Source organism: Agrobacterium salinitolerans (assembly GCF_002008225.1).
Lineage (GTDB): Bacteria > Pseudomonadota > Alphaproteobacteria > Rhizobiales > Rhizobiaceae > Agrobacterium > Agrobacterium salinitolerans.
Map to the genome: position 1 here is coordinate 1 of NZ_MRDH01000026.1, position 22,470 is coordinate 22,470.

General features: G+C 58.0%; 27 protein-coding genes and 1 tRNA gene. 14 read left to right on the forward strand and 14 right to left on the reverse strand.

Annotation, left to right across the window (positions count from 1 at the left end; genetic code table 11):
* Nucleotides 1–202 precede the first annotated feature (202 nt).
* Nucleotides 203–1,186, reverse strand: coding sequence for an iron exporter MbfA (gene mbfA, locus BS627_RS17650; RefSeq protein WP_077984483.1), 984 nt, complete (start codon nt 1,184–1,186; stop codon nt 203–205).
* A 141-nt stretch (nt 1,187–1,327) separates the two neighbouring features.
* Here mbfA and BS627_RS17655 point away from each other — a divergent pair, with 141 nt between their 5' ends.
* The gene (locus BS627_RS17655) at nt 1,328–1,798 is read left to right on the forward strand and encodes a group III truncated hemoglobin (protein ID WP_089153268.1); all 471 of its coding nucleotides are present in this window, start codon (nt 1,328–1,330) and stop codon (nt 1,796–1,798) included.
* A 162-nt stretch (nt 1,799–1,960) separates the two neighbouring features.
* Nucleotides 1,961–3,064: a TRAP transporter substrate-binding protein gene (locus tag BS627_RS17660; protein WP_077984484.1), complete on the forward strand. Its 1,104-nt coding sequence runs from the start codon at nt 1,961–1,963 to the stop codon at nt 3,062–3,064.
* Between the two features lie 6 nt (nt 3,065–3,070).
* On the opposite strand, the gene BS627_RS17665 is transcribed toward BS627_RS17660, so the two are convergent.
* A complete protein-coding gene (locus BS627_RS17665; RefSeq protein ID WP_165691295.1) occupies nt 3,071–4,165 on the reverse strand; it encodes a helix-turn-helix domain-containing protein in 1,095 nt (364 codons plus the stop codon).
* Between the two features lie 143 nt (nt 4,166–4,308).
* Between BS627_RS17665 and BS627_RS17670 the strand changes: the two genes are divergently transcribed.
* Nucleotides 4,309–5,385, forward strand: coding sequence for an alpha/beta hydrolase family protein (locus tag BS627_RS17670; protein WP_089153266.1), 1,077 nt, complete (start codon nt 4,309–4,311; stop codon nt 5,383–5,385).
* 5 nt (nt 5,386–5,390) lie between these two features.
* Here BS627_RS17670 and BS627_RS17675 read toward each other — a convergent pair whose 3' ends face one another.
* The 3 genes from BS627_RS17675 to BS627_RS17685 form a co-directional block, all read right to left on the reverse strand.
* Nucleotides 5,391–5,918 carry a GNAT family N-acetyltransferase gene (locus BS627_RS17675; RefSeq protein WP_077984485.1) on the reverse strand — a complete coding sequence of 176 codons (528 nt, stop codon included), beginning with the start codon at nt 5,916–5,918 and terminating at the stop codon, nt 5,391–5,393.
* Between the two features lie 21 nt (nt 5,919–5,939).
* Nucleotides 5,940–6,521 (reverse strand): helix-turn-helix domain-containing protein, encoded by a 582-nt coding sequence (locus BS627_RS17680; protein ID WP_077984486.1) that lies wholly within the window; start codon nt 6,519–6,521, stop codon nt 5,940–5,942.
* A gap of 95 nt (nt 6,522–6,616) precedes the next feature.
* Nucleotides 6,617–7,018, reverse strand: a complete 402-nt coding sequence (locus BS627_RS17685; protein ID WP_077984487.1) for a ketosteroid isomerase-related protein — start codon at nt 7,016–7,018, stop codon at nt 6,617–6,619.
* A 72-nt stretch (nt 7,019–7,090) separates the two neighbouring features.
* On the opposite strand from BS627_RS17685, the gene BS627_RS17690 reads away from it, so the two are divergent.
* From BS627_RS17690 to lepA, 3 genes are read left to right on the forward strand one after another with little or no spacing between them, the layout of a single operon-like run.
* Nucleotides 7,091–7,696 carry a GNAT family N-acetyltransferase gene (locus tag BS627_RS17690; RefSeq protein ID WP_165691296.1) on the forward strand — a complete coding sequence of 202 codons (606 nt, stop codon included), beginning with the start codon at nt 7,091–7,093 and terminating at the stop codon, nt 7,694–7,696.
* Complete coding sequence (locus tag BS627_RS17695) at nt 7,693–8,562, forward strand: carbon-nitrogen hydrolase family protein (RefSeq protein ID WP_077984489.1); 870 nt, start codon at nt 7,693–7,695, stop codon at nt 8,560–8,562. The genes BS627_RS17690 and BS627_RS17695 overlap by 4 nt, the downstream gene beginning before the upstream one ends.
* A 60-nt stretch (nt 8,563–8,622) precedes the next feature.
* A complete protein-coding gene (gene lepA, locus BS627_RS17700) occupies nt 8,623–10,461 on the forward strand; it encodes a translation elongation factor 4 (RefSeq protein ID WP_165691311.1) in 1,839 nt (612 codons plus the stop codon).
* Between the two features lie 59 nt (nt 10,462–10,520).
* On the opposite strand, the gene BS627_RS17705 is transcribed toward lepA, so the two are convergent.
* Nucleotides 10,521–10,928 carry a DUF2000 family protein gene (locus BS627_RS17705; RefSeq protein ID WP_077984602.1) on the reverse strand — a complete coding sequence of 136 codons (408 nt, stop codon included), beginning with the start codon at nt 10,926–10,928 and terminating at the stop codon, nt 10,521–10,523.
* 94 nt (nt 10,929–11,022) lie between these two features.
* On the opposite strand from BS627_RS17705, the gene BS627_RS17710 reads away from it, so the two are divergent.
* On the forward strand, nt 11,023–11,799 hold the full coding sequence (locus BS627_RS17710; protein WP_165691312.1) for an AraC family transcriptional regulator: 777 nt from the start codon (nt 11,023–11,025) through the stop codon (nt 11,797–11,799).
* Here the strand turns inward: BS627_RS17710 and BS627_RS17715 are convergent, their stop codons facing one another.
* On the reverse strand, nt 11,800–12,687 hold the full coding sequence (locus tag BS627_RS17715) for an NAD(P)/FAD-dependent oxidoreductase (RefSeq protein ID WP_077984492.1): 888 nt from the start codon (nt 12,685–12,687) through the stop codon (nt 11,800–11,802). It abuts the gene before it with no gap.
* A gap of 154 nt (nt 12,688–12,841) precedes the next feature.
* Between BS627_RS17715 and BS627_RS17720 the strand changes: the two genes are divergently transcribed.
* Nucleotides 12,842–13,300, forward strand: a complete 459-nt coding sequence (locus BS627_RS17720; RefSeq protein ID WP_077984493.1) for an Rrf2 family transcriptional regulator — start codon at nt 12,842–12,844, stop codon at nt 13,298–13,300.
* Nucleotides 13,301–13,377: 77 nt separating this feature from the next.
* Here the strand turns inward: BS627_RS17720 and BS627_RS17725 are convergent, their stop codons facing one another.
* Complete coding sequence (locus BS627_RS17725) at nt 13,378–13,695, reverse strand: hypothetical protein (RefSeq protein ID WP_077984494.1); 318 nt, start codon at nt 13,693–13,695, stop codon at nt 13,378–13,380.
* 72 nt (nt 13,696–13,767) lie between these two features.
* A complete protein-coding gene (locus BS627_RS17730; RefSeq protein ID WP_165691297.1) occupies nt 13,768–15,180 on the reverse strand; it encodes an aminotransferase-like domain-containing protein in 1,413 nt (470 codons plus the stop codon).
* 115 nt (nt 15,181–15,295) lie between these two features.
* Here BS627_RS17730 and BS627_RS17735 point away from each other — a divergent pair, with 115 nt between their 5' ends.
* Nucleotides 15,296–16,171, forward strand: coding sequence for a DMT family transporter (locus BS627_RS17735; RefSeq protein WP_077984495.1), 876 nt, complete (start codon nt 15,296–15,298; stop codon nt 16,169–16,171).
* A 27-nt stretch (nt 16,172–16,198) separates the two neighbouring features.
* Here BS627_RS17735 and BS627_RS17740 read toward each other — a convergent pair whose 3' ends face one another.
* The 4 genes from BS627_RS17740 to BS627_RS17755 form a co-directional block, all read right to left on the reverse strand.
* Nucleotides 16,199–17,311, reverse strand: a complete 1,113-nt coding sequence (locus tag BS627_RS17740; protein ID WP_077984496.1) for a glycoside hydrolase family 25 protein — start codon at nt 17,309–17,311, stop codon at nt 16,199–16,201.
* 178 nt (nt 17,312–17,489) lie between these two features.
* Nucleotides 17,490–17,678, reverse strand: a complete 189-nt coding sequence (locus BS627_RS17745) for a YegP family protein (RefSeq protein ID WP_059759498.1) — start codon at nt 17,676–17,678, stop codon at nt 17,490–17,492.
* A 58-nt stretch (nt 17,679–17,736) separates the two neighbouring features.
* Complete coding sequence (locus BS627_RS17750; RefSeq protein ID WP_165691298.1) at nt 17,737–18,462, reverse strand: type 1 glutamine amidotransferase; 726 nt, start codon at nt 18,460–18,462, stop codon at nt 17,737–17,739.
* A gap of 133 nt (nt 18,463–18,595) precedes the next feature.
* On the reverse strand, nt 18,596–19,045 hold the full coding sequence (locus tag BS627_RS17755; RefSeq protein WP_077984497.1) for a DoxX family protein: 450 nt from the start codon (nt 19,043–19,045) through the stop codon (nt 18,596–18,598).
* A 145-nt stretch (nt 19,046–19,190) separates the two neighbouring features.
* Here BS627_RS17755 and BS627_RS17760 point away from each other — a divergent pair, with 145 nt between their 5' ends.
* On the forward strand, nt 19,191–19,496 hold the full coding sequence (locus BS627_RS17760) for an Rdx family protein (protein WP_077984498.1): 306 nt from the start codon (nt 19,191–19,193) through the stop codon (nt 19,494–19,496).
* Nucleotides 19,497–19,615: 119 nt separating this feature from the next.
* Nucleotides 19,616–19,702, forward strand: a tRNA-Leu gene (locus BS627_RS17765).
* 186 nt (nt 19,703–19,888) lie between these two features.
* Here the strand turns inward: BS627_RS17765 and BS627_RS17770 are convergent.
* The gene (locus BS627_RS17770) at nt 19,889–20,299 is read right to left on the reverse strand and encodes a pilus assembly protein N-terminal domain-containing protein (RefSeq protein WP_165691299.1); all 411 of its coding nucleotides are present in this window, start codon (nt 20,297–20,299) and stop codon (nt 19,889–19,891) included.
* Between the two features lie 414 nt (nt 20,300–20,713).
* Between BS627_RS17770 and BS627_RS17775 the strand changes: the two genes are divergently transcribed.
* The 3 genes from BS627_RS17775 (at nt 20,714) to cpaB (ending at nt 22,460) form a co-directional block, all read left to right on the forward strand.
* On the forward strand, nt 20,714–20,902 hold the full coding sequence (locus BS627_RS17775) for a Flp family type IVb pilin (protein WP_077984499.1): 189 nt from the start codon (nt 20,714–20,716) through the stop codon (nt 20,900–20,902).
* A gap of 112 nt (nt 20,903–21,014) precedes the next feature.
* The gene (locus BS627_RS17780; protein WP_077984500.1) at nt 21,015–21,527 is read left to right on the forward strand and encodes an A24 family peptidase; all 513 of its coding nucleotides are present in this window, start codon (nt 21,015–21,017) and stop codon (nt 21,525–21,527) included.
* A gap of 126 nt (nt 21,528–21,653) precedes the next feature.
* The gene (gene cpaB, locus BS627_RS17785) at nt 21,654–22,460 is read left to right on the forward strand and encodes a Flp pilus assembly protein CpaB (protein WP_077984501.1); all 807 of its coding nucleotides are present in this window, start codon (nt 21,654–21,656) and stop codon (nt 22,458–22,460) included.
* The last annotated feature ends 10 nt before the right edge of the window (nt 22,461–22,470 follow it).

The window sequence follows — 22,470 nt, forward strand, 5'->3', positions numbered from 1 at the left end:
ATGGATAAATGAGAAGTCGATCACCGCGTCGATCTTGCGAAGCAGGTGATCTTTCGGGACCAGACTATCGAGCGTCACCATTTCGAGAGCGGTCTGTTCAGGAGCAGGTTTCTTCAACATATCCCAATGAATCATAAACCCCCAGCTCACGCTAGGGGTTTGTCAGCAGTCTGGAGCCCGCGGTAGCGGGCTCTTTCTTTTCTCACCCGTTACCGATGATAATACCCGCCGCGAGCACCAGCGAACCACCCAGCACCACCTGAAATACGGCGCGAAGAAACGGCGTTTCCATGAAACGGTTCTGAATGAAGGCGATAGCCCAGAGCTCCACGAAAACAACGATGGCGGCAATCGCCGTTGCTGTCCAGAAATGCGGAATGAGATAGGGTAGCGCGTGGCCGAGACCGCCAACGGCCGTCATGATACCCGAGGCCAGGCCGCGCTTCAGCGGTGATCCACGGCCGGAAAGCTTGCCATCGTCGTGGGCGGCCTCTGTGAAGCCCATGGAGATACCCGCACCGACGGAGGCGGAAAGACCGATGAGAAAGGTCTGCCAGGTATCCTGCGTTGCAAAGGCGGCCGCAAAGATCGGCGCGAGCGTTGAAACGGAACCATCCATCAATCCCGCGAGACCGGGCTGCACATAGGTCAGAAGAAATTGCCGCCTTGCGGTTTCCGCCTCTTCGGTCTTGCCATCCTCATCGAGATGTTTCTCTTCCAGCATCTGCGCGATGTCTTCATGCCCCCGCTCCGCCTCGGCCAGATCGCCGAGGAGCTTGCGCGTCGAGGCATCGCTGGTGCGTTTGACGGCCTCATCGTAAAAACGGATTGCCTGGGCTTCCATCAATTCGGCCTGGCCGCGGATTTTTTCCAGCGACAGATTCTTCACCAGCCAGTCCGGGGTGCGCTCATAAAAACCACGTACATGTTCGCGACGGATGAGCGGGATCGTCTCTCCGAAACGGCGGCGATGCATGTCGATCAGCACGTTTCGATGCTGCTGCTCAACCTCGGCCATATCATCGAAGACTTTCGCCGATTGCGGATATTGCACACGCAGATGATCGGCATAGGAACGATAGATGCGGGAATCGTCTTCTTCAGACGAAATTGCGAGCGCTAGGATTTCCTGTTCGCCAAGGGAAGAAAAGGGACGTTTGGACAGGGAGAAAAGACTACGAAACATGGCTGAAACCTTTTTTAGAATAATTCTAAATACATCTCCGCCGCGACAGGATCAAGTCATTTTAGAATAATTCTAACAAGGCAAAGGGTCGCATTGCGGGTCGCATCGCAGCAGGGTAAATTCGCCCAAAAAGGAAACACCATGCAGGACGACATTGCGGCCAGAGCCACCCACAGCGCGGAAATTCAGGACAGGGCGGAAAAAGCCATGGCTGCGATCGGCGTGGATGCCGGATTTATCGATGTGTTGGTGGAGACATTTTACGGACGCGTTCTCGCCCATCCCACGCTCGGCCCGGTTTTTGATGCACGGCTTAACGGGCGCTGGCCGGAACATATGACAAGGATGAAACAGTTCTGGGCGGCAGTGGCCTTCAAGAACGGCGGTTACGGCGGCAAGCCCGAGCAGGCGCATCTCGGCGTAAAGGGCATGTCGGCGGAGCTTTTCCCGCAATGGCTTGCGCTTTTTTCAACCACGCTCGACGATATCGCGCCGAGCAGACAGGCCCATCACTGGTTCATGGAAACGGCCGAACGCATCGCCAGAAGCCTGACACTTTCGCTGTTTTACAATCCCGCACTGGACGACCCGGCGTTGATGCGCAGCAAATGATACGGAGAGACGTGAAGAAGCAACATTCGCCAAGCATTACCGATGATCACGCAAGTTTCGAACATTCCCTCTTGATGACCGCAAGGATAAATGATTAGTAGCCGGCGGGAGGCGTACCGTACGGTTCGCCCGTCATATGCAGACATAGCAGGGCTTATCGACATGGATCGCAGATCATTTATCCGCAAGGCGGGCGCTCTTAGCGCCGGTGTTACAGCAACGGCGCTTGCCGCTCCGGCCATTGCACAGGAAAATCCCAAGATCACCTGGCGCATGACATCGTCCTTCACCAAGGGCCTCGACATTCTTTTCGGGGCCGGCCAGATCGTCGCCGACCATGTCAAGGAAGCCTCCGGCGGCAACTTCGTCATTCAGCACTTTGCCGGCGGTGAAATCGTGCCAGCGTTGCAGGCGGCGGACGCGGTGACGGCCGGAACCGTCGAAATGGCGCATACCTGCGCCTATTATTACGTCGGCAAGGACCCAACCTTCGCACTCGGCACCTCGGTTCCCTTCGGCCTCAACGCGCGCCAGACAAATGCCTGGTTCAATCAGGCCGGCGGCAATGAGCTGCTCAATGAATTCCTTGCCCAGCACAATATCTATTCGATCCTTCTCGGCAATACCGGCGCCCAGATGGGCGGCTGGTTCCGCAAGGAAATCAACACGATCGATGACCTCAAGGGTCTGAAGATGCGCATTGCCGGCCTCACCGGCCAGGTGATGCAGAAGGTTGGCGTGACACCGCAGCAGATCGCCGGCGGCGACGTTTATGCCGCGCTGGAAAAAGGCACGATCGACGCTACCGAATTTGTCGGCCCCTATGACGACCAGAAGCTCGGCTTCTACAAGGTCGCAAAATACTACTACTATCCGGCATGGTGGGAAGGCGGCCCGGCCGTTCATGCCTTCGTGAACCTGCAGAAGTTCAATGAACTGCCCGAGAACTACAAGCGCATTCTGAAGGATGCCTGCGCCGCCGGCAGCGCCAGCATGCTGGAACGTTACGATGCGCGCAATCCGCAAGCCCTGAAGGAACTCGTGGCGCAGGGCGCTATCTTGCGCCCGTTCAGCCAGGAAATCCTCGATGTCTGCCATAAGGCGGCGCAGGAAACCTACGCGGATATTTCGGCCAAGAACGAGAGCTTCAAGAAAATCTACGAGAGCCAGCAGGCCTTCAAGAAGGACGCTTATCTCTGGGCGCAGATCGCTGAATATACCTACGACACCTACATGATGATCCAGCAGCGTAACGGCACGCTCTGATTCCCATCATTTCCCGACGATCTTCAAACGGTCATCCGGCATCTGCCGGGTGGCCGTTTTGTTTGGCGAGACCAGCTTCCATACCTGCCGTTCACGCCAGTCCACCGGGCTCATGCCGGTGACGCGGCGGAATTCCCGGTTGAAGTTGGACTTGGTCTGGAAACCCGAGGAAAACATGATCGCCGTTACCGATTGCTCCGTCTCTTCCAGCAGCCGGCACGCTTCGCGGATACGAAGTTGGTTGACATATTGCGAGACATTGATGCCGAGGGAACGATTGATGGCCCCGGAAATCTGCCGGCTTGGCAGGCCGAGGCGTCTGGCCAGCCGCGTCAGATTGAGGTTCTCGTCACGGTAAAGCGCCTGTGTTGTCATCAGTTGGTCGAGGCTTGCCACAATGTCTCGATCCTGTTTCGATGGTTCCACCGAAAGCGGCGATTCCTCAGCAAGCTCTATAGCCGCTTGCGGTGCTTTGCTTTTTCCAGCCATAGCGGCCATCAGACCGATCAACAACAGCCCGAAAAGATTGGCATTGCTGACGAGTGCCGCGACATTCTCTCCGTGCGCCCCTTCAAAATCGAGAAACACCAGAAGGTCGAACAGTGCCGAAACGCAAAGGGCAATGGCAGCAACGATGAGCGCCCCATGCGCCGAACTGACGCTGGCGAATTGCGCCTCGTCCAGCCCATCCGGCCCCCTTCCTCCAAGAAGAAGCAGTGCGGCGGCATGGCCGACAAAGATGAGGATCAAGGCAAGATCGATCGCCACCGGCAGGGCGAACTCGAGAACGATAATCAACAGAGGCGAGAGCACAAGACCTGCCAGCATCGTCCTTCTGCTGTCTGCCCCGACCCTCATCAAGCCGCGAAAGGCGATATAGACAAGTGGTGGCAGGCAGGCGGCGAGAACCGGCAGGACATAACGCACGGCATTGACGCCATACCCCCAGCGCAGGCCGACAAGAACCGATTGCGCCGCACAAAGCGCGATCAGGGCCAGAAAGGCGCGGTTCGTCCGCACATCGTCTCCGCTTCGGAAAAAGACGATGAACATGACGACCAGCAGAAGCGCCACGACGAATGGCAGGGGAATGAAAAGCACGAAAGAATATCCCGGATCGACGATCTATTGCCCTGTCATGGACCAAATCGCGTTTCGGTACGACCTCAAACGTGATCAAGGACGCATTTATACGTCCAAAAGAGAGAACGGGAGCATCCACCTTGTCAAACGGAGAAGCTCTCATGACACTGAAAAACACCCTCGTCGCACTTCTGGTATGCGCGGCGTTTTCCTCGCAGGCATTGGCTGCTGATGACGTTGGACTTCTGAACGTCCCGGTGTCCTCCAAGGCGCGCAACACGGACCTTGATGTGACAATTTGGTATCCGGCCAAAAGCGGGACCGGCACGCCCGCTCTTTCTGGCGATAACCGCATATTTCAGGGGATGGCAGTGCGGAAGGACGCGTCCATCAAGGACGGACATTTCCCACTCGTGCTGATCTCCCATGGTTCCGGCTCGCGCGCGGAGGCCATGGCGTGGATTGCGGCGAAGCTCGCTAGCGAAGGCTTCATCGTTGCTGGAACCAACCATCCCGGCACGACCAGCGGCTATTCCACACCTGCGGACACGCCGAAAATCTGGGAACGGACAGACGATCTTTCCTCGATTCTCACGGCGCTGACGACGCAAGGCAAATGGTCGAGCGTCATTGATGCGCAGAGGATCGGCGTCCTTGGGTTTTCGCTGGGCGGCAGTGCGGCAATGGAGATTTCGGGCGCACGCGCCGATCTCAACGCGTATAGGCGCTATTGCGAGGATTATGCGGCGATGATGGATTGCCAGTGGTTCGCCGGCGGCCGGGGTTATGTCAATAACGAGCCGGTCAGCGTGCCGAAGCTCGACCTCAGAACCATCGATAAGACGCAGTTCGAGCAGCAGAACCGCGATCCCCGCATCCGTTCCGCCGTGCTCGTCGATCCCGGCCTGGCGCTCGCCTTCCAGCTGGAGGGCCTGAAACAAATCGATATTCCACTGACCTTCATTAATCTCGGCGGCAAAGGGAAAATACCGCCGGCTGTGCTGGCTGACAAACTCGCAGCCGAGGTGCCCGGTTCAACCTATCAGCAGGTGGATGAGGCAAACCATTTCAGCTTTCTGCCCCTTTGCAAGCCGGAAGCCGATGCGTTTCTCAAATCCGTCGGTGAGCGCGATCCGATCTGCGAACCGGCCGGGGCGCGCGACCGTGCAGATATTCATGCTGAACTGGAAAAGATGATTGTTGCCGCCTTCAACCGCACGCTGAAGCCAGGGCAATAGGCAGCCTAAACGCTCTGGCCGATCCGCTTGTAAAACAGGGTCGTGCCGCAATAACGCCCATCGGGAAACAGGGCGTAGTCAGGAATGACGCCGACCCGCTCCCACCCGAGACGGGGATAGATCGCCTCCGCATCGCTGCCCGTGGCCGTATCCAGCACCAGAAGGGTGCGGCCACGCTTCGCCGCCTCTTCTTCCACCTTCTGCATGAGTTCGCGGGCAAGTCCGAGACCGCGCGCCGAGGGATGCACGAGAAGCTTCATCAGATCGCCGCGATGCGGCTGGTTGGGTTTGGAAGCGAGGCCCACCTGTACGGTGCCCACCACCATGCCATCCACTTCCGCCACCACATGAATTGTGCCGCCTAGTCCCACGGCAGCTGCCACATCCCGCCAAAATGACTCGGCGTCCCGTGGGGAAAAGGGCAACATGAAACCAACGGATGCGCCGCCGTTCACGCAGGTGGAGAGGACTTCGCAGAGTTCCGGCAGGACGTCGAGCGTCTCTTGCCCGTTCAACACGCGGATTGTGGCCATAAAAACTCCTGTCAGGAAAAATCAGCGCTGTCTTTGATCCAGCACGACGGCATAACGGGCGGGTTTTTCGGAAGGATTGTGAAAGACATGCCCTTCTCCAACCGGCATAAAAAGGCAATCTCCGGGTTCCATCAGATGCACGACACCGCCGCTCGTCATCTCCAGAACGCCTTCGAAGAGCCAGACATATTGCGTCATGCCCCGGCTTGCCGCATGCGGCGGAAAACCGACACGCGTGCCTGCTGGAAATTCGACTTCAACGATATCAACGTCAGACCCCATACGTGGCGGGGAGATGGCGCGGCGTACATAGCCCGTCTCCGGATCTTTCCAGAGCTGCTGATCGCGCTTTCTCACCAGGGGGGAAACAACCTCTTCGTCTTCGGCGAAGAAACCGGAGAGCGACAGGCCAAGTGCTGCGCAAATGCGGGCGAGCAGCGACGCCGTGGGGCTCGCCTCTCCACGTTCGATACGGGAAATCATGGCTCGGCTGACGCCGGATTCGGACGCTAGCCTGTCCAGCGTCAGGCCGTTTTCAGCCCGCAACGTTTTGATCCGCTCGCCGATCGAGCGGTCGAGAATATGATCTTCGTTTTCCATCATATGAGAATTGCATTCTCATATGATGGAGTCAATATCCATGATAGTGGAAATTGTGACCATCTTCGCCGCCGGTTGCTCCGCGACAAATAGAGGTGTCAAGCGCCGACCTGGGCAATCCAATCGTTGAGGTTATAGTAGTTCGTTACTCGGCTAACTTTTCCGTCCTTCAGGTCGAAAAAGGCACCGGCTGGCAGGACGTATTTTTGGCCATTAGCCTCGGGCAACCCTTCGTCGGTCTTGAGATATTCGCCGTTCACGACGAATTCGGCGGATGCGCGTTTGCCGTCATCGCTCGCCATGATCACCATATCGGTGAGGTTTTCCCTATAGCAGCGGTTCATGTGGTCCATGAAGGAGGCAAAGGCGGCCTTGCCGGTCTGGCGCTCGCCCTGATTGATGTCATGCACCACTTCATCGTGAAGCAGCGCCAGGAAGGCATCCATGTCCTGACGGTTGAAGGCATCGTAATAGGCGCGGATGGTCTCGGCAGCGGTCATCGTCTTCTCCGTTCATGCTTGCGCGGGTGTTCCATGACGGTATAACCAGTGCAACCGAGAGTGAAAATGCCCATGACCGTCGAAATCAAGTCTCTTTCCGGCATCGACGCCGCGCATCATTTCGATGACCTCGCGCGCCTGCGGATCACGGTCTTCCGTGCCTTCCCCTATCTCTATGACGGCTCGCTGAACTATGAGCGAAAATATCTCGCGACCTATGCCGATACGGACGGCGCGGTCTTCGTGCTGGCGCTCGATGACGGCAATGTGGTCGGCATGTCGACCGGCATGCCGATGGCGGCAGAGACCGAAGAGGTGAAGGCGCCCTTCGTCAAGGCGGGTTACGATCCGGACCGGATATTTTACTTCGGTGAAAGCGTGCTGCTGCCCGGCTATCGTGGTCACGGGATAGGAGTGCGCTTCTTCGAGGAGCGGGAGGCGCATGCAAAGAGGCTCGGCTTTGATCGCTGCACCTTCTGTGCGGTCGAGCGGCCCGCCGACCATCCGGGTCGCCCAGCGGATTACGTGCCGCTCAATGCCTTCTGGGAAAAGCGCGGCTATCGCCATCACCCAGAATTGCGCACCAGCTTCACATGGCAGGACCTCGACGAGGGCAGCGAAAGCGCAAAACCGCTGTCCTTCTGGATGAAGAACATTGCCGGAGACGGAAACGAATGACCCGGTTAGCCGCCAGCCAATATGCCATCGAACTGATCGAAACATGGGAGGCCTATGCCGCGCATCTTTCCGCCATCGTCCGCGAGGCCAAGGGTAAGCGCGCGGAACTGCTGCTCCTGCCGGAATATTCGGCGATGGCGCTGACCGGACAGTTGCCGCCCGACGCCCGCTCCGATCTGCATCGTTCCATTGAAGAGATACAGCCGCTGATCCCTTCCTGGGTGGAGCTTTGCGAGGAGCTGGCGCGGCAACATCAAATCCTCTTCCAGCCGGGCAGCGCCCCGGTGAAGGATCCGGACGGCAAGTTCCGCAACCGCGCATGGCTGTTTGGCCCGGATGGCCTGATCGGATATCAGGACAAGCAGATCATGACCCGCTTCGAGCGGGAGCAATGGAACATTCATGCCGGCGTGGAGGGCCTGAAAGCCTTCGAGACCCCGATCGGCAGGCTCGGCATCCTCATCTGTTACGACAATGAGTTTCCGATGCTGGGCCGCAGGCTGGCGGAGCTCGGCGTCGAACTTGTTCTCGCCCCCAGCTGCACCGACACGCTGGCGGGCGCCTACCGGGTTCGCATCGGCGCGCAGGCACGGGCGCTGGAAAATCAATATGCCATCCTCTCCTCCCCTACTGCGGGCGAGGCCCCATGGTCTCCCGCCGTCGATGAAAATTGCGGCCGCGCCGCCCTTTATGTGCCGTCAGACTATGGCATGCCGGCATCCGGCATCATTGCGGAAAGCGAGCACGATGCGGTCACACAAAGCACGTTGCTGATCGCAGATATCGATCTTGCCGCCGTTGCAAGGCTGCGCACCGAAGGACAGGTGGCCACCCGGCGTGACTGGCCGGAGCAATTTGCGATCTGAAAGCCCATTTTAAAGGGCTTTTAACCAAATTCCCGCTTTGCGGCATGACAAGCCCCTGCTATAGCGCGGGACATGAGCACAAATTCGACCCGCACGCCCCTGGACCATATCCGCAACTTCTCGATCGTTGCCCACATCGATCATGGCAAATCGACGCTGGCCGACCGGTTGATCCAGTCGACGGGCGGCCTTGCCGAACGCGACATGTCGGAACAGGTTCTCGATTCGATGGATATCGAGCGCGAGCGCGGCATCACCATCAAGGCACAGACCGTGCGCCTTCACTACAAGGCGAATGATGGCGAAACCTATGTGCTGAACCTCATCGACACGCCCGGCCACGTCGATTTTGCCTACGAAGTGTCCCGCTCGCTCTCGGCCTGCGAAGGCTCGCTGCTGGTGGTCGATGCGTCGCAGGGCGTGGAAGCCCAGACGCTCGCCAACGTCTATCAGGCGATCGACAATAATCACGAACTGGTCACGGTGCTCAACAAGATCGACCTGCCGGCGGCCGAACCCGACCGTATCAAGGAGCAGATCGAGGAAGTGATCGGCATCGATGCTTCCGATGCGGTGATGATTTCGGCCAAGACCGGCCTTGGCATTCCCGATGTTCTCGAAGCCATCGTCCAACGCCTGCCGCCGCCGAAGAGCGATGTCGGCGAAAACGGGCCGCTGAAGGCACTGCTGGTGGACAGCTGGTACGACACCTATCTCGGCGTCATGGTTCTGGTGCGCGTCATCGATGGCGTGCTGAGCAAAGGCCAGCAGATCCGCATGATGGGCTCCGGCGCGAAATACGGCATTGAGCGCGTCGGTGTGCTGACCCCGAAGATGGTCACTGTCGATAGCCTCGGCCCCGGCGAGATCGGCTTTATTACCGCGTCGATCAAGGAAGTGGCCGATACGCGCGTCGGCGATACCATCACCGACGACAAGCGCCCGACAGCGCAGGCCCTGCCCGGCTTCAAGCCCGCGCAGCCCGTGGTGTTCTGCGGTCTCTTCCCGGTCGATGCAGCCGACTTCGAGGATTTGCGCGCGGCAGTGGGCAAGCTCCGCCTCAACGACGCCTCCTTCTCCTTCGAAATGGAATCGTCGGCCGCTCTCGGTTTTGGTTTCCGCTGCGGCTTCCTCGGCCTGCTGCATCTCGAAATCATTCAGGAACGCCTCGAGCGCGAGTTCAATCTCGATCTCGTCGCCACCGCACCTTCGGTCGTCTATGAAATGACGCTGACCGATGGCACGGAGAAGGAACTGCACAACCCGGCCGATATGCCTGACGTCGTGAAGATCAAGGAAATCCGCGAGCCGTGGATCAAGGCGACGATCATGACGCCGGACGAATATCTCGGCGGCATCCTGAAACTCTGTCAGGACCGGCGCGGCCTGCAGACGGAGCTGACCTATGTCGGCAACCGTGCAATGATCACCTATGAACTGCCGCTCAACGAAGTGGTGTTCGATTTCTACGACCGGCTGAAATCCATCTCCAAGGGTTACGCTTCGTTCGATTACAACATCATCGACTATCGCGCTGGCGATCTCGTCAAGATGTCGATCCTCGTCAATGGCGATCCGGTGGATGCGCTTTCCATGCTGGTGCACCGTTCGGCGGCCGACCGGCGCGGGCGCGGCATGTGCGAAAAGCTGAAGGAACTCATTCCGCCGCACATGTTCCAGATTCCGATCCAGGCGGCCATTGGCGGCAAGGTCATCGCCCGCGAAACCGTGCGCGCCCTGCGCAAGGACGTGACGGCGAAGTGCTACGGTGGCGATGCGACGCGTAAACGCAAACTTCTGGACAAGCAGAAGGAAGGCAAAAAGCGCATGCGCCAGTTCGGCAAGGTGGAGATTCCGCAGGAAGCCTTTATCGCCGCTCTGAAGATGAACGACGAATAAGCGGCAATCACTGCATCGCTATCGAAGGGAGGCCCACAGCCTCCCTTTTGCGTTTAGGGTCACGCGTGCAACTTGGCACCCTTGGTGATCTTGTCGACGATCTTCCTGTCGGCCCTCAGCGCCATGCCGACCACCTTGGCATCATCAGGAGAAAATTCCGAAAATACCTGGCGGTTGGCGACATCGTGCCCGGTGGCGAACATTTCCTCGATATAAAGCGATGTCGTGACGTCGCGCTCGAGGGATCGCTGGTGGATTTTGCGCAACGCCTCCTGATCCGTAGCCATGACGACAATCGGCTGAATGGACAGGGGATTATAGACGTTGCCCGCCCCGTCGCGGTATGGTTCGCCGATGATCTCTCGTGCCTGGGCGACGATCCCGGACATGAGAAATGCGGTAACGTTCAGTTTTTGCCACACGGCAAGGTCATCGCGAAGGATGACGGCGATCTTGGTATCAAACATGCGAACTCAATCTGGCTGTGGTTACGAAAGAGAAGCGATCCTAGCGCCTCGGGGCGTCGGCGATCTTGAACGTTCGTGCAAATTCGAAGGGATCGTGCAGGCGCCCTCCAGCGAAGGCATAGAACGCATCGAAGCGCGCTTTCATGGCAACGCCTATGCGCCGCACCGTCATGATACCTATGCGCTGGGTGTCACGCTTTACGGCGTCCAGACCTTTTCCTATCGGGGGAAATCGCATTTCAGCATGCCCGGAAAGGTAATCGTGCTGCATCCGGACGAAGTTCACGATGGCGGCGCAGGCACCGATGAAGGGCTGCGCTACCGTATGCTTTATCTTCCGCCCGAAAAAACGACTGAGGCGGGATATAATGCGCTGCCCTTCGCCCAAAATCCCGTCATCGAAGATGAGGAGTTCCGGCGATGCCTCATTGAGGCGCTTGGCAATCTGGAAGGCGAGCCGGACAATCTGCTTCTTACCGACTGGCAGTCAAGACTGGCGGACTTGCTCTGGAAACATTCAAACGGAAGCGCCAGAACCATCAAACGGATCGACCGTATCGCCGTTTTACGGTGCCGGGACTATCTGCTGGAGAATAGCGCCGGCACCGTCGGCTCTGAAGAGCTGGAACGGATAAGTGGGCTCGACCGCTTCACGCTCTTTCGGCACTTTCGTTTCCTGTTCGGCACAAGCCCGCACCGCTATCTCATCATGCGCCGACTGCAAAAATGCAAGGACATGATGCGTGCGGGTGCGGGGCTTGCGGAAACGGCATTTGCCTGCGGTTTTGCGGATCAGGCGCATTTTACCCGACACTTCAAAAATGCCTTTGGCATGCCGCCGGGACGCTGGCTCAACCTTGTTTCGAATTGATCATTCCGGAAACAGGATCGACCGGTGAGCCGCAGCACCCGCCATGGCGCCGTCTCCCACCGCGAGGGCGACCGAGCCGGCAGGCCTTGCCACGTCACCGCAGGCGAAAATACCGGGGGCGGTGGTCTGTTTCATCGGGTCTGTCACGATGCTTGATCCCATGGGCCCTTCCTCCACAGCGCAGCCAAGTTTTTCCAGCCAGTTCGAGGCGATACGCAATTTCGGCTGGGTGAAAAGGCCAGCCAATGCGATGCTGCGTCCATCCGCCAGAACGACATCCGCATGCCCCGTAATTTCCCGGATGCGGGTTGTTTCCACCCGCACGCCGCGCTTTGACAACAATGCGTTCTGGTCCGCATCCGGCTCGAAGACGCCGTTGGTGAAAAAGGTCGTCTCGCCCCAGTCGGGCAGCATCAATGCGTGGTGAATGGCCAAAGGTGAAGCGGCGATGACGCCGATCTTTCCCTGATTGAGCTCGTAACCATGGCAATAGGGGCAATGGAAGACCGAAGAGCCCCAACGCTCTTTCAGCCCGGCAATTGCAGGCAATTCATCGGCGACGCCCATAGCGAGGATGAGCCGGTCCGCAGTCTCACGACGGCCGCCATCGATCTCGATTACAAAATCGCCGAAGGAGCCTTCGGCATCGGTCACCCTGCCCTCAGCCCAATCTATGGTCGGGTAGCGTTCGATCTGGCGGCGCGCCTCGGTGATAATTTCACCCGGCGCCTTGCCATCCTGACCGAGAAAACCGTGGGAATGGCTGGCGAAACGGTTTCTCCGTTCACCTGCGTCCACCACCAGAATGTTTTTTCTGGCGCGTCCAAGCTGCAGGGCGGCTGAGAGGCCGGCATAGCTGCCGCCGATAATGATGACGTCGAATTTCATGATGCACCCATCGTTTCAGGAGGGAGGCGGAAGTGCCCGTTCGTTTCACGATACTTATATTGTTACGTGATTTTCGGAGTCAATAGTCACGCAACTTATATTGTTACATCACATCGAAAGTGATAGCGTCGTTGTAAACAAGCGGGTTTGGACAATGAGACACGACACGCGCCTTTCACGGGTGCTGCATATTCTGATCCATATGGAAAATCATAAGGGTGCAGCGACATCCGAGAGCATCGCAGCGATGCTTCAGACCAATCCGGTGGTGGTGCGCAGGACAATGGCGGGCTTGCGAGAGCATGGTTATGTCTCGTCGGAAAAAGGCCATGGTGGTGGGTGGGTGCTGGCGCGGCCGCTCAGCGAAATCACGCTGCTCGATATTTACCGGGCGCTTGGCGCGCCGGAACTGTTCTCGATCGGGTTGGCTGGGGACAACCCGAACTGCGTTATCGAACAGGCTGTCAATGCAGCACTTTTTGATGCCATGAAAGAAGCGGAAAACATTCTGCTGTCCCGTTTCGGAGGCATTGCCCTTTCGCAGCTGGCGCAAGAGTCCATCAGCCGCTGGTCCAGGGTTTCCAACCACCCTTCCGCGATGGAACAGCTTTAGGGGGCGGGAAAGGGGCCATCTCGCAAAGAAAAACCGCCTGCCCTGAGGCAGACGGTTTTATTGTATGAGTAGGCTCGTTACGGCTGGGTCTGCGTGCCGCCCGTATTCGGGCTAGCCGGTGCAGTATCGTTCGCAGGCGGTGTTGTCGGAGCGGTCGGAGCCATGGGTGCCGGTGCCTGATCCGTTGCCGCAGGCGGCGTGGTGGAGGATGTCGTGGCCGGATCGGTGGTCGGGCCGCTCATCTGCGACCAGGCGAAAACGCCCACCAATACGACGACGATGATCGCCAACCACGGCACCCAGGACGACGACGTGCGGGCACGCGGTTCATTGCTGATATTCACTTCCGGACGAAGATCGCGGTCCGGACGCGGGTTGTTGGGATCGAATGTCATGGTGTTTCCTCCTCTTCATTCTGCGGAGAAAACGACGTTCACGAGATTTTGTTCCGATTTGGCCCAGAGCGCTTACGACAGACGAGGCTCAACCGCCTGCTGAAGCGCCTCCGCCAGCACCGTCATGACCTGCGGACCTGCCATTTGCGACACGTTGAAACGCATGAAACCGGACGCGCTCTGTGAGGAACTGAACACATTGCCGGGGGCCAGCACCACCTGCCGCGACAGGGCACGGCGCGCCACATCGGCGGCATCAACCCCGTCCGGCAGGCGGCACCACAAAAACATGCCCGCCTGCGGTTCGATCCACGGCACACATCCAACCGACCTGAGACGCGCCGCCACCTCCGGCATCGCCGCTGCAAGACGCTGCCTGAGCGCCTCGACATGTTTGCGGTAGCTGCCATCGGTCAAAAGCGAGAGGATGAGCGCCGCCGAAAAATGCGTTCCGCCAAAAGTGGTGGCGATCTTGAGATCGGTTAGAGGGTCTACCCATGCCATGGGTGCTGCGATGAAACCGCACCGTACGGAGGCCGACAGGGTTTTTGAAAAACTGCCTATCTGGACGACGCGGTTCAGACCGTCAAAGGCAGCCAGCCGGGGCGCTGCCTGGGTTTCGAAATCGGCAAAAATATCATCCTCGATGATGGTCAGCCCCACCTGCTCTGCGAGCATCAGCAGGCGATGGGCGGAAACGGCGGAAAGCCTTGCGCCTGTCGGATTATGAATTGCGGAATTGGTGATATAAAGCCGGGGCTGATGGTCTTTCAGCGCCTGCTCGAAGAGTTCCAGGTCCGGTCCGGTCGGCGTGTAGGGAACACCGACGATCTTTACCCTGTGCGCCCGCAAGAGGGCGTGGAAATTGAAGTAACACGGGTCATCGACCACAACCGTATCCCCCGGTTGCAGCAGGAAACGGCACAAAAGATCGATCGCCTGCGTGCCGGAGTCGGTGAGCATGATCTGGTTGAGGCCCGCCTGCACCCCGTGTTCGGCCAACCTGCGCGAGAGAAGCAGGCGCAGCGGCAACAGCCCCATCGGGCCGCCATAATCCGTCAACAGGGCTGCGTCGGCGCGGGTAAGCCCGCGCATGGCTCGCCTCAACGCCTCCTGCGGCATCCACGATGTGGGAAGCCAGCCGCAACCGGGTTTGGCGAGAACGGAACTTTCATCCAGCGCCTGCCGTGAAACCCACAAAGGATCCACAGCCCTGTCCAGCTGCGGTTCGATATCGGCAAGCGACAGGGGCGCAAGCGGACCCGAAACGAAAAAACCGGAGCCGGGGCGCGAGCTTATCGTGCCATCGGCCACCAGCCGATCGTAGGCCTCGACAATGGTGGAGGTGGAAACCTGCATGGTCTTCGCCAGCGCCCTGACCGATGGCAGGCGCGCGCCCGGCACGAGGATGCGCGAGGCGATGCGTTGCCGCACACTTGCCATCACCTTTTCTATGCGCGTGCCCGCAGCAATCGGTCCGTCCACACTTCCTCCAACTGTATCGCTTGCGATACCATAACAGTTTATTGAAATTGTATATGATTGTCGCTGTTCCTGCCAGCCATTCCGGATCAAGAAAGGCAAAACGCAGGAGTTGACGATGGACAAGACGACGAGCGGCTGGCTGAGCGGCCTGACAGGCGTGGTGATATTCAGCGGTTCGCTGCCCGCGACGCGCATTGCGGTAACGGGTTTCGATCCGGTTTTCCTGACTGTCGCCCGCGCCAGCATTGCCGGCCTGCTGGCGCTGGCGCTGCTGTTTCTGTTCCGGCAAAGGCGCCCGGCGCGCGATAACCTGACATCGCTTTTCATCGTCTCACTGGGTGTTGTGGTGGGCTTCCCGCTACTGACAGCGCTGGCGCTGCGGCATGTTACCTCCGCGCATTCCATCGTTTTTGTGGGGCTCTTGCCGCTCGCAACGGCAATCTTCGCGGTGCTGCGCGGCGGAGAACGCCCACGCCCGGTGTTTTGGCTCTTTTCCTGCCTTGGAAGCGCGCTTGTTGCGGGGTTTTCCCTGTCGAATTCGTTGGCCGCCGGTGTCGAGGCCTCGCTTGCCGGCGACCTGCTGATGCTCGGGGCAATCATCGTCTGCGGGCTCGGCTATGCGGAGGGTGCTGCCCTTTCCCGCAAGCTGGGCGGCTGGCAGGTCATTTCCTGGGCGCTGGTTCTTTCCCTGCCGGTCATGCTGCCGCTTGCTTTCTTTATCGGGCCGGAAACGTTTGCCGGCATCGAGCCGCAGGCCTGGGCCGGCCTTGCCTATGTTTCCCTGTTCAGCATGCTGATCGGCTTCATCTTCTGGTATCGCGGACTGGCGCTTGGCGGCATCGCCGCTGTGGGCCAGCTGCAATTGCTTCAGCCCTTCTTCGGGCTGGCACTTGCCGCGACCCTGCTGCATGAGGAGGTGAGCCCGGCCATGATCGCCATTACGCTTGTGGTGGTTCTCTGTGTTGCAGGCGCGCGGAAATTCGCACGCTGACGGCTGCCATCGTCAGCTCGAACGATGTCAGCTCGAACGACGCTCCACCCAGCGATGCCATGCGTCCTCGCTGCCGTTGAAGACGTTGAGATCGATGCGGCCATCGACGCCATGCGACAGGCCGGAACCGGAATATTGCCAGAACAGCCACTTGCGGCCAGGATACACCACGGACGGATGCTGGGCAACGGCGCGCAGCCAGAAGGGATAATCCTGGAATTCGCCCTTGAGGTTGTCCTTGTAAAAATCGGGCGCCGTATAAATGATCGGTCGCTGGCCGTAATGGCGCTCGAGCTTGTCCATGAAGACGCGCATCTTTTCCAGAACGCGCTCACGCGAATGGCGCATCTTGCAGCTCGATTCGCCGTTATATTCCACATCAATGACAGGCGGCAGCGCATCTGGATCGCGCGGTACATTACGAATGAACCAGTCCGCCTGTTCGCTGGCGTTGCGGCACCAGTAGAAGAAGTGGTAAGCACCGCGGCGAATACCCGCTTCCTTCGCGCGCTGCCAGTTGGTGCGGAACATCGGATCGAGATGGTCGCCGCCATCCGTCGCCTTGATGAAGGCGAAATTGGCGCCGCGTGTGCGCAGCTGCGGCCAGTTTATATTGGCCTGCCAGCGGGATACATCCACCCCGTGGACCTGGAAATGACGCGGCTGGACCCTGCCGAAATTGATCGGCTTCGCATCGCTGAAGCTGGAGCGGAAAATGCGTGAGCGAATGTGCGCACCGGCGCTCGCCGCCGGCGCCGCAGCCATGGCCAACTGGACCGGACGCTCCATCTGGTTGATCGTGGGGCGCTCCGCCGGCCGCACCATTCCCGCCGCCTGTGACGGAACCGGCAAACGGATTTCAGGTGCATTCTGCGTTAACGACGCCCTGGGGGTGACAGCGGAAAATGCCTTGGGTTCGTCAGGCACCGGCCCGCCCCATGCCAGAACTTCCTGCCGTGGCTGGGCGGCGATGGCCTGGGTACCGACGCCTGCCTGCGGCACCGGCGCGGATGGCGTGACCGAACTCGTCGTTTCCTTCGAGGGCAAGCCGGCCATCAGGCTTTCCGGCCCGGAACTGGACGTGCAGCCTCCAAGCAGGAAGCAACCGAAGAAGAGTGCTGGCACAGCCGATGAACGCATGAGAACCCGTACGCAAAACAAATCGGGGGCGCTCTGATGCCGCCCGGAGACCTCGAAATACAAATGCTAACGGAAGATTATCAAAAAAGACTGAATCTTATCTTTACGTCGGCACCCGCCAATGCGCCCGTCATTTCTGGCAGGCGAAACGGATCGAATTCTCGCGCGGCGGCGCGGTTCAGGCCGTCATGGCGGTCAGATCGACAGTGTCGGCGCCGGGGGAATTTCTCTTGATCGATTCGATCGCATGGATGGCCGAAGCTTTTGCCTTGTATCCTTCCGACGAGAACATTGTTTCCCCGTTGGATGCCTTGAAGCGGAACCGGTATTCGCCGGCCTTGTCCTGGTAGATTTCAAATTTGTACATGATCTTTGCGTCTCCTTTCGCGCCGTAGTCCATCAGCCGCAACTCTGTTCGGCCTCGATCACTTTCGCAACGGAAAATCGGCGATCTGAATGAGCCGTACCCAGGCTCGAGCGATTTCCAGTCCGGCTGCATCCGCCATTTCTGCGCGCGGGCCACGATGGTCACGATAATTCCCCAGCCAGCCCGGGGACATTCTTTCGACGGAAGCAGGAAACGCCTGGCACCAGCCATCAACCACGGTGGTCGAGGCCTCGAAATGGAATTGCGTGCCATAGACTGCCCGGCCGATGCGAAAGGCCTGATTTCGTGTCGCGCCATTGGTCGCAAGCCGCGTGGCGTCCGGCGGAAGCGTAAATGTATCGCAATGCCACTGAAAAATAGGGAAGGTCTTTTCCAGCCCGGCCAATAGCGGATCGGACACGCCCTCTTCCGTCAGGGAGACATCCTGCCAACCGAATTCCGGCGGACCTGAGAGAATATTCTCTCCGCCATAGGCGCGCGCCAGCAACTGGCTGCCGAGGCACACACCCAAGACCGCCTTGCCAGCATCGCCAAAGGCTTTCATGAGAAGGGCGAGATCGGCAAGATAGGGATAAAGCGCATCGTCAAGCGCGTTCTGTTCGCCGCCCAGAACGACAAGCGCATCATGGTCGGCGGCATCCCTTGGGAGAGGCTCACCCGCATAGGCGCGGATGACATGGATTTCCGCCGCCGCTTCTTGCAGCGCGACACCGAGCTGCCCATGCGGCGTACTCGCCATATTTTCTATAATTGCGACGCGCATGAAACCTCGTGGAGACGGCATGGATTCAACCGGCCAAAAGTACCGATCAAATCAAGCTTCACCACGAGAAAAATCGATTTTCAAGAGCCGCAGCAACGTCCTTGTGACAATAGGTGGATTCTGAAGCGACGCCCTAGAATTCACGCGCCAGCTTGGCGTCTACCGAATGCCGGTTGCCGCCGCGAACGGCGAAGAACAGGAAAATCGCGGCCCACAGAATCGATTTTTCCGCGCCGCCCAGACCTTCCGCCTTTACGATGCCGTGAAAATAAACCGTTACCAGAAGAACGATCATGGCAGCAAAGGACGCAGGCCGTGTAAACAGGCCGATAGCGACCAGAATTCCTCCGAAAAATTCCGTGGCAGCAAGCAGCGGCGACCAGAAGACGCCTGGATAAAAGCCGAGGCTCTCCACCATGCCGACTGCGCCAAAAGGATTGACGATCTTGCCGACCCCATGGGTAACGAGAAGAAGCCCGGCCGTGACGCGCAGGATCGTCTCCACCAGATCATGCGTCGCATTATAAAGCGGTGCGACCGCCGGAACGAAAAGACGCTGACGATTATTCTCGAACTGGGCCATAGGATCTCCACGTTGCAGCCTTCGACAGCTTCTCTGTTCGCAAAGCCGCATGGTAAGAACAAGGGTGCACCCGATAAAAACATGAGTGCTATAGTTGACATTATCGTGAGCAATATTCCTGCCGGGCAGCGAAGGAGACGTGAGGATGACCGAAACCAAACCCCGCATAACCATCCGCTATTGCACACAATGCAACTGGCTGCTTCGGGCAGGGTGGATGGCGCAGGAAATCCTGCAGACCTTCGCTTCTGATGTCGGCGAAGTCAGCCTCGTTCCCTCAACCGGCGGTCTGTTCGAGATCACCGTTAACGGTACGACCATATGGGAACGCAAACGCGATGGCGGTTTTCCCGGCCCAAAAGAACTCAAACAAAGAATCCGTGACATCATCGACCCGGAACGCGACCTCGGCCATGTGGACAGAACGAAGCACGAAGGCCTCGACACCTGACCCGGCGACATGTTTCAACAAGGCCAACCAAGTTTTTTCCCTTTGAAATCAATGATCGTCATAAAAGTTCAAAAAGTCTGTTGACACCGGGCGGCTGCCCTCGTACATCGCTCTCCGTCGCCCAGATGGCGGAATTGGTAGACGCGCCAGCTTCAGGTGCTGGTACTCGCAAGGGTGTGGAGGTTCGAGTCCTCTTCTGGGCACCATTCCATTTTTGATCTTAGCCAGATCAAATACTTAGCCGAAAAAACAGCAACATATAGCCGACCGGCAAACGCCGGGGAGCGTGTTGCTTTTTCGCCTTCCCACCGATGGGAAAACCCGAAAGAAGGCCGCTCCCGTGTTACCGGAAGGCTGCCATACTGTCAGAATCTATGATTGATGTTACGGCGTTACGGCTGAGCGTCCTTGTCGCCGCTATTTTGCGAATGCTGTTCGCAATTCGGCGTACAGGACAGAACGGTTCGCTCCGTCTGGCGGAAAACACGCACCGTATTGCCCTCGTCGATGGAGACGAGAATCCGTTCGTCCACGATAGGATTGCCATCGGCATCCAGAAGCACGAGATTGGTCGTGCCAAAACTGCGGCCTGTCAGAACAATCGTGGTGGAATCGGCAACCGTGGCGTCTGCGACCTTGGAATTGCCGACGATAACCTTGCTCACGGGACGATCGAGGCGGAGGACGCGGGCGTGATTCATCGACACGCGTAATAAATCTTCCTGAGCAAAAACAGGCAGCGCCGCTGCTCCAAAAATAGCGGACAAGCCGACCACGATTTTCGCCAGTTTTCCGGATGTCACGCTTTTGGCCCTTGCTCATTATCCGCACAATGTCTTTCGCTAGAGAATGCGTGGTTTTAGTGAATGAAGCGTTAAATGGCTGAAATCCTCTAAGCAGACCATGGCCGTATGTAACAAGATGATATTTTCATGTCTCTTGACACGCTCCAAAACTGAACATGTGCGCCCCTGTGAAACGACACCTGTAGGGAAGAGATAACCGGACAGGCTCAAAATACATTTGTTTATCAGCAAATATAAAAATACAGAAATTACTTTTCTTGTTTGTTTACCAAGAGAAACTCATCCTGCCGTTTACTTTGAATTAATCGTTTTTTTTAAGCGCTTGGAAATCGCTCGGCTGTAGTTTGAAGGCAACCGAACAACGGAAAACAGTTGTCGGCGTGCTGAACCAACACAAGTTAGGAGAGACCCATGACCAAGATTTTCGCTCGTTTCCTGAAAGACGAATCCGGTGCAACTGCCATTGAATACGGCCTGATTGCTGCGCTTATTTCCGTTGCGATCATTGGCGGCGCAACGACTGTCGGCACCCAGATCGGCACGCTGTTCACAAACCTTGGCACCAAGATGACGACGGCCGCCACGAAGTCGGGTCAGTAAAAGCTAAGAAATTTCGAGATGGCTGCCCTACAAAGGGCGGCCATCTTTTGTATTTTTAGTCATCTGAATATCAGTCATCACCACTACACCCATATTCTGGGGAGGCGAATTTATGGTTGTCGCAGCAATCTTTTTAACTTTGCCTTTGTGCCTGACGTTTGCTGCGCTGAACGATCTGTTCAGCATGACAATACCTAACCGCATACCGCTGGTGTTGTTGCTAAGTTTTATAGTAGTTGCCCCCTTCACCGGCATGGGATGGCAGACCTTGGCAATGAGTCTTTTGGCCGCCGCCATCGTTTTTTTTGCCTGTTTTGCGCTTTTTGCCGCCAATGTCATGGGCGGAGGCGACGCTAAGCTCCTGACAGCCGCGGCATGCTGGTATGGTTTCAACATATCGCTCATAGAATTCTTGCTCGGCGTCGCTTTCCTTGGCGGCTTCCTTACGATCGGCATTTTGCTTCTGCGCTCGCGGTCACAACAAATCATGGCGGCTGGTATGCCCATCCCGGATTCGCTCCTGGTCGCGAAAAAAGTTCCCTACGGCATCGGCATCGCCGTCGCCGGGCTGATGACCTATGGCGAAGCACCGCTCGTTAAAGCCGCGATTGCCAGTCTTTCCTAGATAATTGCTACTCAACCTAGCTTTAATAGCCCGTTAACCACAAATCCAAGCATACTATTAACCATAATTATACCAATGGCGCGCCATCCTGACGGGAGCAGAATCTGATTCCCTCAAGGATCGAGCATGAAACCGTCGCGTATCGTCATTCTTTCCGTTGCCTTGGTGGCCGCCGGTCTTGCCGGCCTTGTCGCCATGCAGATTTCCGGTGCCAAGCAGGTCATCGAGAAAGCGGAAACGATCATCCAGAAAGAACCGACGGTCAACGTTCTCGTCTCTTCGGTCAACCTGCCCGTCGGCAGCCGCCTGAACGACAGCTCCGTGCGCTGGACACCCTGGCCACAGGGCAATGTGGTCGACAGTTTCATCACGGAAACAAAAAGGCCAGACGCCATCACCGAACTCGCGGGCGCTGTCGTCCGGCTGCCTCTCTTCGAAGGTGAGCCGATCCGGCCGGAAAAAGTGGTCGATTCCAGCACGCGCATCATGTCCTCCCTTCTGCCGGCCGGAAAACGCGCCGTCGCCACCGAGATTTCCGTCTCGACAGGTGCAGGCGGTTTCGTGCTGCCGAACGACCGGGTCGATGTGATCATGGTCCGCAAGGGCGAAAACAATAACTTTCTGACCGAAAACGTTTTGAACAATGTTCGTGTCCTGGCGATCGATCAGCAGATCAAGGAAGGCGAGGACGGAACGTCGGCGGTTGTCGGCGCAACCGCTACGCTCGAACTGACCCCGGAACAGGCGAAGATCATTACAGTGGCGCAACAGATGGCGGATCGTCTCACGCTCGCCTTGCGCTCCGTCGCGGATGCACAGGAAAACGATACGCTTTCGGCCGGCCATCTTCTCAGCGGAAGCTCCGGGCAGCCGGAAATTCAGGTAATCAAATCCGGCTCGATCGTGAAGAGCGGTCAAGGAGCTTCACAATGACCGGGGGGCT